Origin of the sequence: Thalassospira sp. HJ (assembly GCF_000948415.1) — a bacterium.
GTDB lineage: Bacteria > Pseudomonadota > Alphaproteobacteria > Rhodospirillales > Thalassospiraceae > Thalassospira.
In genome coordinates this window covers 215,148-230,518 of the sequence record NZ_JYII01000003.1, presented here as the reverse complement: position 1 = coordinate 230,518, position 15,371 = coordinate 215,148, and the positions used below count along the sequence as shown (strand labels likewise).

The 15,371-nt window shown below is 54.7% G+C and carries 16 protein-coding genes; 11 read left to right on the top strand and 5 right to left on the bottom strand.

The window, feature by feature from the left end:
* Position 1 precedes the first annotated feature (1 nt).
* Positions 2–991, top strand: a complete 990-nt coding sequence (gene araD1 / locus UF64_RS01765) for an AraD1 family protein (RefSeq protein ID WP_044826878.1) — start codon at positions 2–4, stop codon at positions 989–991.
* Between the two features lie 107 nt (positions 992–1,098).
* Here araD1 and UF64_RS01760 read toward each other — a convergent pair whose 3' ends face one another.
* The gene (locus UF64_RS01760; RefSeq protein ID WP_044826925.1) at positions 1,099–1,860 is read right to left on the bottom strand and encodes an IclR family transcriptional regulator; all 762 of its coding nucleotides are present in this window, start codon (positions 1,858–1,860) and stop codon (positions 1,099–1,101) included.
* Between the two features lie 15 nt (positions 1,861–1,875).
* Here UF64_RS01760 and UF64_RS01755 point away from each other — a divergent pair, with 15 nt between their 5' ends.
* The 6 genes from UF64_RS01755 (at position 1,876) to UF64_RS01730 (ending at position 7,716) form a co-directional block, all read left to right on the top strand.
* Positions 1,876–2,223, top strand: a complete 348-nt coding sequence (locus UF64_RS01755; RefSeq protein WP_044826877.1) for a hypothetical protein — start codon at positions 1,876–1,878, stop codon at positions 2,221–2,223.
* Between the two features lie 34 nt (positions 2,224–2,257).
* Complete coding sequence (locus UF64_RS01750) at positions 2,258–3,985, top strand: thiamine pyrophosphate-requiring protein (RefSeq protein WP_044826876.1); 1,728 nt, start codon at positions 2,258–2,260, stop codon at positions 3,983–3,985.
* 166 nt (positions 3,986–4,151) lie between these two features.
* Positions 4,152–5,966, top strand: coding sequence for an alpha-amylase family glycosyl hydrolase (locus UF64_RS01745; protein WP_052657406.1), 1,815 nt, complete (start codon positions 4,152–4,154; stop codon positions 5,964–5,966).
* A gap of 194 nt (positions 5,967–6,160) precedes the next feature.
* Positions 6,161–6,631 carry a hypothetical protein gene (locus UF64_RS01740; protein ID WP_044826875.1) on the top strand — a complete coding sequence of 157 codons (471 nt, stop codon included), beginning with the start codon at positions 6,161–6,163 and terminating at the stop codon, positions 6,629–6,631.
* Positions 6,632–6,718: 87 nt separating this feature from the next.
* Entirely contained in the window at positions 6,719–7,216 is a 498-nt protein-coding gene (locus UF64_RS01735) for a hypothetical protein (RefSeq protein ID WP_052657405.1), read from the top strand.
* 14 nt (positions 7,217–7,230) lie between these two features.
* The gene (locus UF64_RS01730) at positions 7,231–7,716 is read left to right on the top strand and encodes a PAS domain-containing protein (protein WP_044826874.1); all 486 of its coding nucleotides are present in this window, start codon (positions 7,231–7,233) and stop codon (positions 7,714–7,716) included.
* Between the two features lie 20 nt (positions 7,717–7,736).
* Here the strand turns inward: UF64_RS01730 and UF64_RS01725 are convergent, their stop codons facing one another.
* Together UF64_RS01725 and UF64_RS01720 are read right to left on the bottom strand one after the other, a co-directional pair.
* Positions 7,737–8,969, bottom strand: coding sequence for a glycosyl transferase (locus UF64_RS01725; protein WP_044826873.1), 1,233 nt, complete (start codon positions 8,967–8,969; stop codon positions 7,737–7,739).
* Entirely contained in the window at positions 8,962–9,816 is an 855-nt protein-coding gene (locus tag UF64_RS01720) for a mannosyl-3-phosphoglycerate phosphatase (protein ID WP_044826872.1), read from the bottom strand. The genes UF64_RS01725 and UF64_RS01720 overlap by 8 nt, the downstream gene beginning before the upstream one ends.
* A 290-nt stretch (positions 9,817–10,106) precedes the next feature.
* Here UF64_RS01720 and UF64_RS20080 point away from each other — a divergent pair, with 290 nt between their 5' ends.
* The 4 genes from UF64_RS20080 (at position 10,107) to UF64_RS01700 (ending at position 13,627) form a co-directional block, all read left to right on the top strand.
* Positions 10,107–10,964 carry a hypothetical protein gene (locus UF64_RS20080; protein ID WP_152630575.1) on the top strand — a complete coding sequence of 286 codons (858 nt, stop codon included), beginning with the start codon at positions 10,107–10,109 and terminating at the stop codon, positions 10,962–10,964.
* A 217-nt stretch (positions 10,965–11,181) separates the two neighbouring features.
* Positions 11,182–12,348, top strand: coding sequence for a 4-hydroxybenzoate 3-monooxygenase (gene pobA / locus UF64_RS01710; protein ID WP_044826870.1), 1,167 nt, complete (start codon positions 11,182–11,184; stop codon positions 12,346–12,348).
* Positions 12,349–12,845: 497 nt separating this feature from the next.
* Positions 12,846–13,139, top strand: coding sequence for a YqjD family protein (locus UF64_RS01705; protein ID WP_044826869.1), 294 nt, complete (start codon positions 12,846–12,848; stop codon positions 13,137–13,139).
* Positions 13,136–13,627, top strand: a complete 492-nt coding sequence (locus UF64_RS01700) for a phage holin family protein (protein WP_044826868.1) — start codon at positions 13,136–13,138, stop codon at positions 13,625–13,627. The genes UF64_RS01705 and UF64_RS01700 overlap by 4 nt, the downstream gene beginning before the upstream one ends.
* A 41-nt stretch (positions 13,628–13,668) precedes the next feature.
* On the opposite strand, the gene hpt is transcribed toward UF64_RS01700, so the two are convergent.
* Together hpt and UF64_RS01690 are read right to left on the bottom strand one after the other, a co-directional pair.
* Positions 13,669–14,205 (bottom strand): hypoxanthine phosphoribosyltransferase, encoded by a 537-nt coding sequence (gene hpt / locus UF64_RS01695; protein WP_008891923.1) that lies wholly within the window; start codon positions 14,203–14,205, stop codon positions 13,669–13,671.
* 221 nt (positions 14,206–14,426) lie between these two features.
* The gene (locus UF64_RS01690; protein WP_235284928.1) at positions 14,427–15,152 is read right to left on the bottom strand and encodes a glutathione S-transferase; all 726 of its coding nucleotides are present in this window, start codon (positions 15,150–15,152) and stop codon (positions 14,427–14,429) included.
* Positions 15,153–15,371: the final 219 nt, after the last annotated feature.

The following is a 15,371-nucleotide window of genomic DNA, read 5'->3' as shown; positions in this document are numbered from 1 at the left end:
TATGAGACTGGTTCAATTCAAGGACACCGCCGGCGCGCAGCATGTTGCCGTGGTCGAAGACGAAAACACCCTGATCCCTCTCAAGGGCGTTTCCACCACCCGCGAACTTGCGACCATCGCACTCGCCAAGGGCATGACGATGATCGAAAAGGCCAAGGTGCGCATGGGCGACATCACGGTCGATTATAACGAGGTCGCGCGCGACGGTCGTCTGTTGCCACCGATCACCCATGCCGATCCGGCGCATTTTCTGGTGACCGGCACGGGCCTTACTCATCTTGGTTCGGCCTCGGCACGCGCAAACATGCACAAGGCCGATAACAAGGATGCCAACGAAACGGACTCAATGAAGATGTTCCGTATGGGAGTTGAGGGCGGCAAGCCCAAGGCGGGCGAACACGGCGTGCAGCCGGAATGGTTCTATAAGGGCGATGGTTCCATCGTTGCCAATCCGGAGGCGGATATCCCAAGCCCGTCCTTCGCGCTGGATGGCAGTGAGGAACCGGAAATTGCCGCCGTTTACATCATTGATCATGACGGCACACCGGTGCGCATCGGCTTTGCCATTGGCAACGAGTTTTCCGACCATGTGATGGAGCGCCAGAACTACCTGTATCTGGCACATTCAAAGCTGCGTCATTGCTCGATGGGGCCGGAATTGCTGCTGGGTGATCTGCCCAGCCATGTCGAGGGCACGTCGCGCCTGTACCGCGATGGCGAGGTGATCTGGGAAAAACCGTTCCTGAGCGGCGAAGACAACATGTCGCACTCGATCGCCAACCTCGAATATCACCATTTCAAATATGACCTGTTCCGCCGTCCGGGCGATGTGCACGCCCATTTCTTCGGGACCGCAACGCTGAGCTTTGCCGATGGTATCACCACTCAGGACGGCGACGAGTTCGAAATCGAAGCGGCCCCGTTTGGCCGCCCGATCCGCAACCGCCTGATGAAGCAGGTCGAGCGTCCGCTGACCATCAAGGCGATCTGAATTTTCGAGACTCCCAAGGGGTGTAAAACACCCGTCTACCTCCAAACGACACGACTTCCCCGGTCTGCTATTGGACCGGGGTTTCTTTTGCCTGATATGCAAGCAGATCAGTCTGTGCCGTAAAGGGATTGTTGCGCCGAACGTGCTGCGGTTTGCAATGCTGCCAGCAGGTGATCGCGGTTCTGATCAAGGGTTGTCGGCGATGCGCCAAACACCGAAAGGGCCGAGATCATCTTGCCGTGCTGGGTCGTGATCGGCACGGCGAGGGCATAGATGTCATGCTCGCGCTCGCCATTGTTGGTGGCAAAGCCCTGCTCGTGGATGGTGGCGAGTTCAGTCTTTAGGGTGTTGATATCGGTGATTGTCTGATCGGTCATGCCCGTCAGCTCGGCATTCTTGAAATAGCGGTCCTGACCCTCGGGGCTCATGTGGGCGAGCCACAGCTTGCCATGGGCGGTGCAAAAGGCATCAAGGCGCGAGCCAATCCGGATATCGACATAAAGCGGCCGGTCGGGTAGGGCCTTGGCAATGCAGACGGCCATGTCGCGATCAAACTCGGTTGCCATGCAGGCCTCACCAGTTTGGCGCGCCAGCTGATCCAGGATCGGCTGCAGGATGGTGGGCAGGTTGTCGCCCTGCAAAACGCGTTCGCCCAGATCGGCAAACATATATCCCAACCGAAATACCCCGCGTGATGTCACCCGCAAGGCCCCGGCATGCACCAGCGTGTGCAGAAACCGGTGGGCGGTGATCATGTTGATGTCAAGCGCATCAGCGGTTTCCTTGGCGGTCAGTTCGTTTTGCCCGGCGGCAAACAGATCAAGGATCTTGAACGCCTTGAGAACGGAACCATTGAGTTGGCTGGTCATCGGATTGCTTTCCCCATGCAAACAGAAAATACACTGGTGCCGCTTCTTGACGGGCAGCAGATTTCAATAATAAACTATATTATAAATAGTATTTCAAATATAGAAATAAAGGAGCGTGCTGCACTTACTTTGTACCATTTTGCCGGAGGCAGCCTTCTGTCTGGCAAGGATAGGTTCGCAGAACATAGCGGCGCTATGTTCAAGGGCGTTGACGCTGCGAGGCGGAAGGCTGTCCCGGCCCAAAGGGTTTGTTTTTGGCGGTGTTTCGCAGCGTTACACCGTTTGACCGATGCGCCGCATCGCTCTGCACGCTGTGCCTTGCCAAACGACACGCCAAAGAACAAACAAAATGGAACAAAGTAAGTGCAGCACGCTCCTGCAAAACAAGAGGCGTCTGATGAAAAGCGACAAGCAGGAAAATTCCGGTCAAATCACCCTGACCGCCGGCGGGGCGGTTCTGGCCCGCATGAAGGCGATCGGGATTGATTATATCTTTGCCAATTCCGGGACCGACTTCCCGCCGATCATCGAAGGTCTGGCCGAGGCCGCGGCAAAGGATATCGACCTGCCACACGCTTTGATCATGCCGCACGAAAATGCTGCGATGGGTATGGCGCATGGCTATTACCTTGCGACCGGAAAGACGCAGGCGGTGATGGCGCACACCAATGTCGGCCTTGCCAATTGTGCGATTGGGGCAATCAATGCTGCGACCGAACATGTGCCAGTCGTTCTGATGTCGGGCCGAACCCCGGTGATGGAAAAGGGGCGTCTGGGTGCGCGTACCGTGCCGATTGGCTGGGGCCAGGAAATGCGCGATCAGGCGGCCCTCGTGCGCGAAAGTTCGAAATGGGAGTATGAGCTTAAATTCCCCGAACAGGTGCCCGATGTCGTTGATCGGGCCTATGCCATCGCATCGTCCGTGCCCAAGGGCCCGACTTACGTCAGCCTGCCACGCGAAGTTCTGTGTGAGCCTTGCCCGGGGGATGAAATCGATGGTCCGCTTCGCATGCAGCCGGTCCCCGTCGCCCCGCCGCAAGCATCGGTCGAGCAGGCCGCAGACATCCTGGCGAATGCCAAAAACCCGGTGATCATTGCCCAGCGCGGCACTGGCACGGCGGAGGCGTTCGGGCGCTTTGGCGATCTGGTTGATCAGTGGGGCATGCCGGTAGTGCAATACTGGGCGATCCAGCTTGCGATTGGGACCGAACATCCGATGTTTGCAGGGATGGATCCGGCACCCTGGCTCAAGGATGCCGATGCGGTGGTGGTGATTGATTGCCTCGCCCCCTGGTCGCCCGATATCCATGATTTGAAACCTGACTGCAAAGTCATTCAGATCGGCCAGAACCCGCTTTATTCCCGCTTCCCGGGCCGTAACTTTGCTGCCGATATCTCGCTTGTTGGTGAAACCGGTGACGTGATCATGATGCTGGCAGATGCCATGGATCGCCGTCACGCCGACCATAAGTCGCTTTGTGTTGATCGCCGCGAAAAGATCGCTGCGATCAATAACGAAAATCGCAAGAAAGCCCTGTCCATGGCCGATGCCGGGGCGGTGGACCCGATGACCAAGGTCTATGTCTCGCGCTGTCTCTCGGATGCGATAGCCGGGCGCTCTGCCACGGTATTTTCGGAACTCGGCTGCCCGCTGGAGCCGCTTTCGCTTTCAGAGCACAGCAGCTGGTATCAGGAGCCGCATTCCGGCGGGCTTGGCTGGTCCTTCCCGGCATCAATGGGCTATCAGTTGGCAGACAAGAATAAACTGGTGGTCGCGACCATGGGCGATGGGTCTTATATGTTTGCCAACCCGACGGCCTGCCATCAGATTGCCGAGGCGCTTGAGCTGCCGATCCTGATCCTTGTTCTGAACAACAATGAATGGGGGGCGGTGCGCCAGTCAGTGGCGGGCATGTATCCGGATGGCTTTGCGACCAAAACCAATGAGATGCCGCTGACAGCGCTTAAACCCAGCCCCGATTTTACCAAGGTCGCCGAGGCCAGTCGGGCATGGGTCGCCAAGGCCAAACGCCCCGAAGATCTGCCGGGTATTCTTCGCGATGCCATCAAGCATATCGACACCAACCGCACCCATGCACTGGTCGAGGTGACGATAGCACCTTAATCATTTTCTGATGTAATTGCGCAAAGGTGCCCGGTATCGGTCCGGGCGCCTTTGTTTTACATTGCTGCACTCTTTTGTGGCATTGCAAAATGCCTGCTTGCATCAGAGGCATTTTCATTATTTCATGATTGTAATCATTTGAATTGCCTGCCCGGAAGGAACCAATATGGATCGTGTTGTCGGAACCTCGGGACGGATTGCGTTTGCCAGCGCAATGCGCAACCTCCTTGCGGATGTGTATCCCGGGCACGACCATGCCGAACTGGTGCGTCGCGTGTTCGAAGTTCTGGGCCTGCCGATCGAGGGCGAGGGACCGGAACCCTGCGAGGAATATTTGCGCAAATGGGATCAGCGCGATGCGTTCCTGATTACCTATGGCGACAGCATCCAGCAGGACGGCAAAAAGGGCCTGCAAAGCCTTGGCGAGTTTCATCGCAAATGGCTGAAAGACTGGCTGACGGGTATTCATATCCTGCCGTTCCATCCTTTCACATCCGATGACGGATTTTCGGTCAGTGACTTCGATATGCTGCGCCCGGAACTGGGCGACTGGAGTGATGTCGAGGATCTGGCAAAGCACGGTACGGTAATGGCCGATCTGGTGGCCAACCATATCTCTGCCTCGCATCCCTGGTATCAGCAGTTTCTGGCTGGCGAGAAGCCCGGGATTGATTACATCAAGACCGCAAGCCTTGAAGACGATTTGTCCGATGTCGTGCGCCCGCGTAGTCATGCATTGCTCAATCACGTGGTGACCAAGGACGGTGAAAAGCAGGTCTGGTGTACCTTCAGCTACGATCAGGTCGATCTGGATTACGGCAATCCGGACGTGTTTTTCGAAATGCTCAAGGTCGTGCTGAACTACCTCAAACACGGGGTGCGGGTGGTTCGGCTTGATGCCATCGGCTTTATCTGGAAGGAAGTCGGGACGACCTCGATCAACCTTGATCAGACGCACAAACTGATCAAGGCGATGCGTCTGGCGTGCAATGCTGTGCATCCCGATGTGCTGTTCATTACCGAGACCAATTTGCCGCTTCTCGAAAACCTGTCCTATTTCGGCAATCAGGATGAAGCGCATCTGATTTACAACTTCTCGCTGCCGCCAGTGATCATTCATGCGTTGCTGAGCGGGCGAAGTGATTTCATTCGCAAATGCATCATGGCGATGCCGCCGGCACCTGCGGGCTGTACGTTCTTTAACTTCACCGCCAGCCACGATGGTATCGGCCTGCGCCCGGCCGAAAACCTGATCCCCGATGAGGACATTGAGGGCTTGCGTGATCACGCGGTCAAGATGGGCGGGCAGGTCAGTTATCGCGCGCTCAAGGGCGGTGGTCAGAAGCCTTATGAGCTTAATGTCACGCTGTTTAGCATGCTGGCGGAAAACTTCGCCGGTGAAGCCACCATGGGGCTTGAGCGCTTTGTCATGAGCCAGGCGATTGCCATGTCGCTTGAAGGCATTCCGGCAGTCTATATCCAGACCATTCTTGCGACCGAGAACGATCAGAAGGCCTATGAGGAAACAGGTATTCCACGGCGTCTGAACCGCAAGATCTGGAAGCTTGATGATGCAGAAGAAACGCTGACGCGCGAAGGGCCGGCACGTTCTGCCTTTGATCAATTGCGCGCCCTGATGTCGATCCGCCAGGGACAGCCGGCCTTCCACCCGAATGCCACGCAATATACCCTCAACCTTGGCCAGAACCTGTTGGGCATCTGGCGGCAATCGCATCTGAATGAACAAAGCATCTTCTGCGTTTTCAACCTGACGGAGCACCCGCAGGACCTTGACTTGTCAAAGATCAACCTGATCATGACCGAAGGCTGGCAGGATTTGATCACCCAGCAGGTGGTCGGTGATTATAACGGTGTGATGAAGCTGGCCCCGTACCAGATCGTCTGGATATCGAACATGGACGGCCGTAACCGCACCGAAAGCCGCCTTCTGCAGCGTTATCGGGATGCTATGCCGGTCTAGCGGACCTCAGTCGACCGCTTCCGCTTTTGATGTGATTTTCAAGGCTAGGGTTCACCCCGTTCAGCTGGCTACAGTGCTGCTTACAATTATTCAATTGTGAAGGGACAATGAAGTGCTGATACGCTGTTGCGTAACGGCGAATTTTCCTTGTATACGGTGGTATAGAGTTGAAGAGATCAGGGGCATGACGCGCAATGGCTTATGCGCAGGAAGTTCGGATTCCACACTTGCCCGATGATACCGACCACCGTGTTCGGGCATATGTAGAAACTTGGTGGGATGCGGCCCGCAATGGGCAATTGCCTGAGCGCAAGCGATTGAATGCAGACGTTTTGTCGCAATGGCGCGACGATATCTGCATTTATGAATATCTGCCGGAAAGCCGTGATTTCGTCATTCGCATTGATGCGCCTAACATCATTGAGGCCAGTGGTGAGTGTTACACGGGCTGTTCACCGCGCCAGATTGATCTTGATTTCGGGACAACCGTTTATCCGACACTTCTTGAAGTCATCGATACCGGAAAGCCGGCCTTTCAGCGTGTCGGGTATGAGCGTGCGGTTTGGGAAGAATGGCTACGCATCATGTTGCCCGTCCAGACCACGGATCGGTCCGGGAAGGTGATCAAGCAGGTTTTTGTTACCCATTTTCTGTATCGCGGGTAATGCGCTTGTAATTAAGCCACAGAGCTTGTTTCGCACCAGTCTGTCCCCACGTGAATATTGGGGAGATTTTTGGGGGTGTGATAACCGATGTTTGATGCGTCCGATATTGAATTGGCCAGCTTGCCTGACGGGATTGACGGAAATATCCGTGCCCTTGTTGATGCCTGGTATGAAGCACTGGGCGGCTGTGACGCGAATGAAGTGCCGTCACGCTCAGTCCTGACGGCTGAGCGTCTCGGCCGTTGGCGGGATCATATCAGCATCTATGAGTATCAACCCGAAAAGGATGATTTTCTGGTGCGCTTGTCAGCGCCGTCAATCGTTGAAGCCAGTGGTGAGAGCTTTCAGGGTACGACGCCGCGCGCCATTGATCTGAAATACGGCACCTGCCTGATGCCAGCGCTGCGCAAAACGTTGGAGATCAAACGCCCCACGTTCCACCATATCAGCGTCGATGGACCGAACGGGGAACGGCAATACTGGATCCGTATCCTGCTGCCGGCCCAGACATCGGATCATTTTCAGGCACCTGTCTATCAGATCCTTGGTGCACGCTTTGCCTGCGTGGCGATGCATGCGATGTGACGGGGGATCAAGACATGTTGCTTCCAAGTACTGTTCAGGAAAAAGAAATCCCGCAAGACACATTGGACGAAACGGCGCCTGCGAAAGCCCATGATTTGCTGGCCTTCTGGCATAAGCATGCATCAAAGCGGCAATTGCCGACACGTGGTGACTTTCGCCCGGGCAATCTGGGCCCCTGGATCGAAGATATTTCGATCTATGAATACGTTCCGGAAAAAGACGATTTTCAGATACGTCTTGAGGGCGAAAATATCGTGGCCCTGACCGGGGAGGACTGGCGCGGCGCCTTTGCCTGCGAGGTCGACAGCCATTTTTCAACCAGCCTGCATGCGGCCATGACGATGGTGCGCATGACGGGCGAGCCACAGCTTCATCATTTGCAGGTGTTCCAGAAGGACTGGCAGAGCGCGATCCGCTTACTGTTGCCGGTTTTGCTGCAAAAGCCGGGCAAGGAAGACGTGCTTCAGGTCTTCCTTGCGATATTCCCGATCGACGAATAGGTACCTTAAAAGTCGGGCGCTTATTGCTTGCCGATTTCCATGTCATTGAGGTCGTCTTCGACAGCACTTGAAAGCTGTTCAAAGATATCACCCATGGCACTTTCAACGCGCTGCCAGCTCGGAATGAACGGGCTTTCGAGCGGGTTTTCCAGATAGTGCTGACCAGCACTGATGATCACTTCCGAGAGAACCTCGACACAGTTTTCTTCTTCGTCGCGATTGATCTTCAGCCCGTTAAACAGGGCATCGGCGCGATATTGTTCAATCAGATCCAGTGCGACGCGGTAATAGGTTGCCTTGAGCGTACGGAAGGTTTCCGGGGTAAAGACAGTGCCCTGGGTTGCGAGTTTACGGAACAGGGATTTGGCAATGTCACTTGCCATGCGTGACAGGCCGTCATCCTTTTGCGCCGGATCGAATTCGCGGTGCTTGTGGTCATAGATATCGGCAATATCAACCTGGGCCAGACGATGGACTGTGTGATTGCGATACATTTCCGAAAGCATCGAAACCTCAAGCCCCCAGTCGGACGCCACACGCAGGCCATAGGCAACATCGGTGCGGATCGCCATTTCGCCGGACAGCGCATAGCGGAAACAATCAAGGTAATTGAGGAAATCGGTCTTGCCGACGACCTGTTTGAGCGCGCGGATCAACGGCGTCACAAACAGGCGGCAAACACGACCCTTGAGCGTGCCATTGGCAACGCGTGCATAATAGCCCTTGGCAAAGGCAAAGTTAAACGCCGGGTTGGCGATCGGATACATCAGCTTGGCCGGAAGGTCCGGGGTATAGGTCGCGATGTCGCAATCATGAATACCAATGACCGAACTGCGGCCAGACGCCAGCGTATAGCCAAGGCAATACCAGACATTGCGGCCTTTGCCAGGTTCATAGCGGGCGAGGTTGTTTTCATCGAGACGATCATGAACACTGCGCAGGCGTGGGCCGTCATTCCACAGGATGCGAACATGCTGCGGCAGGTCCTTGAAAAATTCGCGGGCATGAAGGTATTGCTGCGCATCGGCGCGATCAAGCCCGACGACAATCTGATCAATATAGGTTGCCTGTTTGAGGCCCTCGACAATCGTCGTCATGGCCGGGGTTTCAAGTTCCGAATACAGGCAGGGCAGAATAAGGGTCTGGCGCCGTTGGCGGGCAAAGGCGCTCATTTCATAGGCGAGTTCTTCCGGGTTTCGGTCAAGAATGCGATGAAGGGTTGTAATCGGGCCACCCTGATGGAAATCAGCCATGAAGTACCTCGCTGTTTTTATTGGTATTAGGGTCAGGACCTATTATCTGATCCAGAATGTCGTTAACCGTTTCGTTCCATCCCGCCGGTCCCGGTTTTGGTGCCACGCGCAGGTTTGGATGGTCAAGCAACGGCATATTGCGTTTGCCATGCTTTGACGGAATTTGAACGGCATAGTCTGCCTCGGCCAGCATGGGGATATCGTTCGGGGAATCTCCGAGCGCAATCGTCGTAAAGCGTTGCTGGCGTTTGTTTTCAGACGCATCTTCAAGCCAGGTGACGCTCAGGCGTTCGACCATGCGCCGCATGGCTTGTCCCTTGCTTGATGGGCCGCACAAAGTATGGAACCGTCCACCTTTGACCAGCGTCAAATCATGCTTTTCGGCGATCTTGCGGGCAACTGCGATGTCTTTTGCGGCGGGCTGCCAGATCAGCGGGTCCGAACAATGGCGCTGGCCCGCGCGAATGGCATCTTCAAGTGGCAAGCCGGTTTCGGCGGCAATCACTTCGGGGCTGACGGTGCGGAAACTGTCGACTGGCACCGTCACGGCGGATTTGATTTCTTCGCGCGTGCGATCAACCGTTTCAGTCGCCGGGCCATATTGTTCAACATTGCCCCCCAGTGCGACGATACCGCCATTTTCGCCGATAAGTCCGTCAAACAGACCGGATGTCTGATTGATATGTTCCAGTTCGGCGAGTGTTTTTGAAGATACCGCGATCAGGGGGATGGAAAGCTGTTTCAGCCGATCCAGTGCGGGGCGCGCATCCGTCCAGCTATAGGTGTCATGATCAAGCAATGTGCCGTCAAGATCTGTGAAAATGGCGATGGCGCGGCTTTGAGGCATTTTCCCGTTCTGTCGCGGTTTTAAGGACTTTCCGGTCATTGTGCAGAGCCGAAAGAAACAACTTAGCATAGTGCTGCCAAAGGATCGACAGGTCGCGGGATGAATTTTTTAATCTCTCAGAAAGATTGAGGGATACGCAAGAAATTCTGCCAAGTCCCCGGTACAAGTTTGGACTTTTATTGGTTTTGTAGCAAACTTTGGAGTGGTTGCTATTTCTGGCTGTATCACACAGTCCTGTTTTCGGTGCATTAAAGTGTCATTCTTTTAACCTTGCTGGAGACCAAAGGACGATGGGAACAAAACAGACAGCATATTTTTTGCGATCCGCTGTCAGTTTGATGTCGATTGCGGTCATTTGTTTAACCGTCAAGTCTTCGTTTGCGCAACCAGACGCATCAAGAGCTTTCGGCTCCGGTATCGAAGTGCGTTTTGCTGTTGCCGAATGGCCTCCGCTGGTAACAGAAAGCCGCCCGGATTTCGGCACGATTTCGGGGCGCATTACCAAGATTTTCAGCGCCATGGGATTGAACGTGAGGTTCGAGTTTCTGTCATGGCCACGTGCTATGGAATTGACACGCCGTGGAGAGTATGTCGCGACCTTTCCGTGGTGGCAAACATCCCAGAGAAGTGTAGAATTTCATATTCCTGCATTCCCGGTGGCCTCTTCAAGGCACAAGGGCTTTTATAAACGGTCCCGTTTCCCAGATGGATTGGAAATCAATGATTTTGGTGACGTTGCCGATCTGGGGTTGCGTCCTGTTGTGGTTGCCAGTTATTGGCACAAGCAAGAGTTCGAAAAACTTGGTATCGGTGTCGATGTTGTTGCCAATCCTGAGTCTGCCTGGCGTTTCCTCAATGCGGATCGCGCAGATATTCTTTTCGAAGACGAAGAACCCGGATGGTTTGATCTAACCGAGACGCTGGGTGTCGATATTGCAAAGGCCTACGCGACAACAGGCATTGTACCGACCAGTAACCTATTTATCCTTTTTTCCCGCCAGCATCCAGATGGACAGAAGCTGAGAAAGGCCTTTGATGCGTTCATGGCTTCGAAAGAGGGGCAGGACATGCGCGACTTGTGGTCAATTCATCCCGATGAACGACAAATCTTGCAAGATGCAATTGTCAAAGCGCGAGATGTGGATTGAGATCAGGTGAAACGAATCTATCTTTGAGATGCAACCGATAAATCCATATCGGTTCGGAGCTATAACCAAGACGAAATACATGTTCGATTTGTCCAATCATTATCCCGGTTTGTCCATTCTGTACATGCGTTAACAGGCGTATTGTTTCCGCAATAGAACGGTTCTTGTTCCAATTCAAAAACAGAATCAAAAACCGTGATCTTGTGAGGAAATCGTCATGCATGTCCCAGTCGTAATCATCGGTTCAGGCCCGGCCGGTCTGCTGCTGTCGCATCTTCTGCATGTGCAGGGGATCGATTCCGTTATCCTTGAACGCAAAAGCCGCGACTATGTCGAAGGCCGCATTCGTGCGGGCGTGCTTGAAATGGGGGCAGTCAACCTGATGAAACGTGTGGGTGTTGATGCCCGCATGAACAAGGAAGGCATCATTCATGGCGGTATCTATATAAGCGTCAATGGCAAGCGCACCCATGTGAACATGGAAGAGCTGACCGGTGGATCGACCGTGATGATCTATGGTCAGACTGAGGTCACAAAGGACCTGATCCAGGCGCGGCTTGACCACGGTGGCGAAATCATTTTCGAAGCTGAAGATGTCAGTCTGCATGACATTAACGGCGACACGCCAAGTGTTCGATATGTCAAGGATGGCAATGCGCTTGAACTGACGTGTGATTATATCGCGGCCTGTGACGGTTTCCATGGTGTCGGGCGCAAGACCCTGCCGGGTGTGCAGGAATTTGAAAAGGTCTATCCGTTCGGCTGGCTGGGTGTTCTGGCCCATGCAAAACCGGTTGCCGATGAGCTGATCTATGCCAAGCATGATCGTGGCTTTGCCCTGTGTTCGATGCGCTCAGACAAGGTCGTGCGTCATTATGTTCAGGTGCCGAGCACGGACAAGATCGAAGACTGGTCTGATGATCGCTTCTGGAACGAATTGCGCACCCGCCTTGGCGAAGAAGACGCCGAACTGGTCAATGAAGGCGAAGTGTTTGAAAAAAGCATCGCGCCGCTGAGAAGCTTTGTGGCTGAACCGATGCAGCATGGCCGCCTGTTCCTGGCGGGTGATGCCGCGCATATCGTGCCGCCGACCGGGGCAAAGGGGCTTAACCTTGCCGCCAGTGACGTGCACTACCTGTCCGAAGCCCTGATTGCGAAATTCAAATCCAACCGTGATGACCTGCTGGCAAGCTATTCCGATACGGCGCTCGCCCGTGTCTGGAAGGCAGAGCGGTTCTCGTGGTGGATGACCTCCATGCTGCACATCTTTGGTGACCAGAAGGAATTTGATGGCCGCATTCGCGATGCAGAACTTGAATATATCCTGTCGTCAAAAGCAGGTTTGAAAACCCTGTCGGAAAATTACGTCGGTTTGCCTTACTAGAGCGCGTCGCGCTCAATTTGTATCATTTTGTTTGTTTTTGGCGAACCGTTTGGCAAGGCACAGCGTGCAGAGCGATGCGGCGCATCGGTCAAGCGGTGCAACGCCGCGAAACGTCGCCAAAATCAAACCCTTCGGGCCGGGACAGCCTTCCGCCCCACCGCGTCAAGATCCTTGACCGTAGCCCCGCTACGCTCTGCGGATCTTTCCTTGTGCGACAGAAGGCTACCTCCGGCAAAATGGTGCAGATTGAATGCAACGCGCTCTAACCGGCGTTACGGGGATACCCACCCCCGAAGGAGAAGTCCCGCTCTCCATATCCGCCCAGAGTTCCGACAGGCATGAGACGGCCCGCAACCCACGCGGGCCGTTTCTTTTTGCGTGTTTATCCGAACTGTTTTCAGGTCATGCCCCGAAATCATCACATTTGGTGCGGGAACCAATAGCCATGTCAGCACGTTTCCTGTGTGTTGCTGTTTTCAAGACAATAGGAGAAAACCATGGCGACCAAGACCGAGACGACTGCTGATACTGCAAAACTTCAGGCTGATGTCGATGCGCTTCGCAGCGATTTGGCCGAAATCACCAAAACCCTGAAAACCATGGGTGGTGAAGCAGCGCAGACCAGAACCCAGGCTGCGGCAGAACGCATTCGCGAAGTATCCGGTCAGGCGCGCGAGCAGATTGACCATGCACGCGGTGTGGCCGTGGATCAGGTTCGCGAGAACCCGCTGGCATCTGTTGCCGTGACCTTTGGTGTCGGCCTGCTTGTTGGCCGTCTGCTGCAGAAATGATCGACCAGCTGACAGATATACTTGCCGATCAGGCAAAGGCCGCCGCCCGCAAGGGCGCGGCTTTTGCTGCGATCGCGATCGTGATGTTGATCGGGGCGGGTTTCCTGTTGGCTGCGATCTATATGGCGCTTGCCGCGTCCTTCGGGCCGATTGCAGCCGCAATGGCCATCGGCAGCACGATGGTGACGTTGGGGCTGGTGGCCCTTGCCATCATGCTGCAACGTGATCCGGGCGATGCGGTGGATCAAGTGACCCCCGAGGAGCAGGCAGCCCAGGCCCGCAAGTCAGAAGATGACATGCTGTTTGATCTGCTGGTGCATTCGGCCATGACCGGCTACGCGACCGGGCAGGGCAACAAGCCGCGCATGCAATCGGGCTTTGATCAGATGATTACCGATCTGGGTGCGCTAGGTGTGTTCGATCCGCCAAAAGGGCGGATGGAGACCGAGCAGCCAGAACACGATCAAGAAACAAAAATGGCGGGATAGCAAAAGCGTCCCGCCATTTTTCTATTCTGTTTTCGAGCGGCTTATTCGCCGTGGAAATGAACCGTGCCGATAAAGGGCAGGTTGCGGTTGTTCTGGGCATAGTCGATGCCATATCCGACAACGAATTCATCGGGAATATCAAAGCCGCAGAAATCAATCGGGATTTCAACTTCGCGGCGCGACGGCTTGTTCAAAAGCGTGCAGATTTCCAGACGGTTTGGATCGCGGGTTTTCAGAAGACGGACCACTTCCGAAAGCGTATAGCCGGTATCAATGATGTCTTCGACCAGCACGACGTCCTTGCCACGGATCTGACCATCAAGGTCCTTGACGATGCGCACATTGCGCGAGCTTTCAGTGGAATCGCCATAGCTTGATGCGACCATGAAATCGACTTCGACCGGAACGGTCAGTTTGCGCACCAGATCGGCGATGAAAACAAAAGACCCGCGCAGCAGGCCGACAACAATCAGCTTTTCAGTGTCCTTGAAGCTTTCATTGATCTCGGCGGCAAGCGCATCGATTTTGGTGGCAATTTCGTCCGCCGTGATCAGCGGCTTGACATCATAGTCGGCCATAAATTCCGGTCCTGAAGCGTTATGGGGTGGTGTCTCGCTTGCTAGCATAAGCAGGTCGCAATGACCAGCCTTTGAATACTTACAGAAGTATAAACCCGTATGTCCGGGGCCCCGAAATCGCGCCGCCCGCGAAGCCGCACGGCGCGATTGCACGCAAAAGTGTTTTCGCGGCTCACAGATAATATGCGGAGCTGTGGTTTAAAGACCTGATCGAAGGAAACTTACGCTGCCTTGAAAATTACCGGTGTGTCGCCTTCGTGCCACTGATCATATTTGGTCATGGCTTGCTCAAAGAAGCTAGATGCCAGGAAGTCATCCAGCCAGCGTTGTAAATGCACGAACGGCATGGCGTCAAAGGCTTCCTTGTCGGTATTGGCAAACTGGCGGATGAAGGGCGCGATGGCGAAATCCGCCAGGGCCGGCCGTGATCCGAACAGGTATTTGCCAACCGCAAGCCGCCCATCAAGACGGTTCAGGATTTTTTCCGCATCCCGACGATGTTCGTCCGGGTCGGCGTCCTCGTATCGATTGAAATACTTGTAACGGTCGAGGTGATGTTTGAACGGTCCATCATTCTGGGCAATCAGGGCCAGCATATCGTCAAGCGTACCGCTTTCCGGTGTCAGCCATTCAAGCGGATCATTTTCCGCCAGTGCCCAGACCATGATTTCAAGACTTTCATCAATCACCGAACCATCAGGCAGGATCATGACCGGCACGGTTGCCTTTGGCGATGCCTCGATCATGCTTCGCGGTTTATCGCGCAAGACAACTTCACGCAGTTCAACATCAATGCCAGCAGCCAGCAGCGCAATACGGGCGCGCATGGCGTAGGGGCAGCGACGAAAACTGTAAAGAACCGGGCGGGATTGCGAAGCCGCGTCTGTTGTGACCTTCGCAGGCGGAAGGTCGGCTGTCTCGGCGGTTTGTGGTGCGGTCTTGGTCATAAGGTCTGTCTCGGACATATATTCGGCTTAAACGGTGCATGCGGGCAATGCAATAGACAATCTCGGGACAACCGGGTTGCACAGACATCCCGATCATTGACGGGTTGTGCGTAAAAAATGGCAGATTTTACGACTTTTTTGGCGGGTTGGGCTTGATTTCACTGCCCGGTTTGTGGAAGGACAGTGCACCAGATTTAACAAAAGGGCACAGGAAAGAGG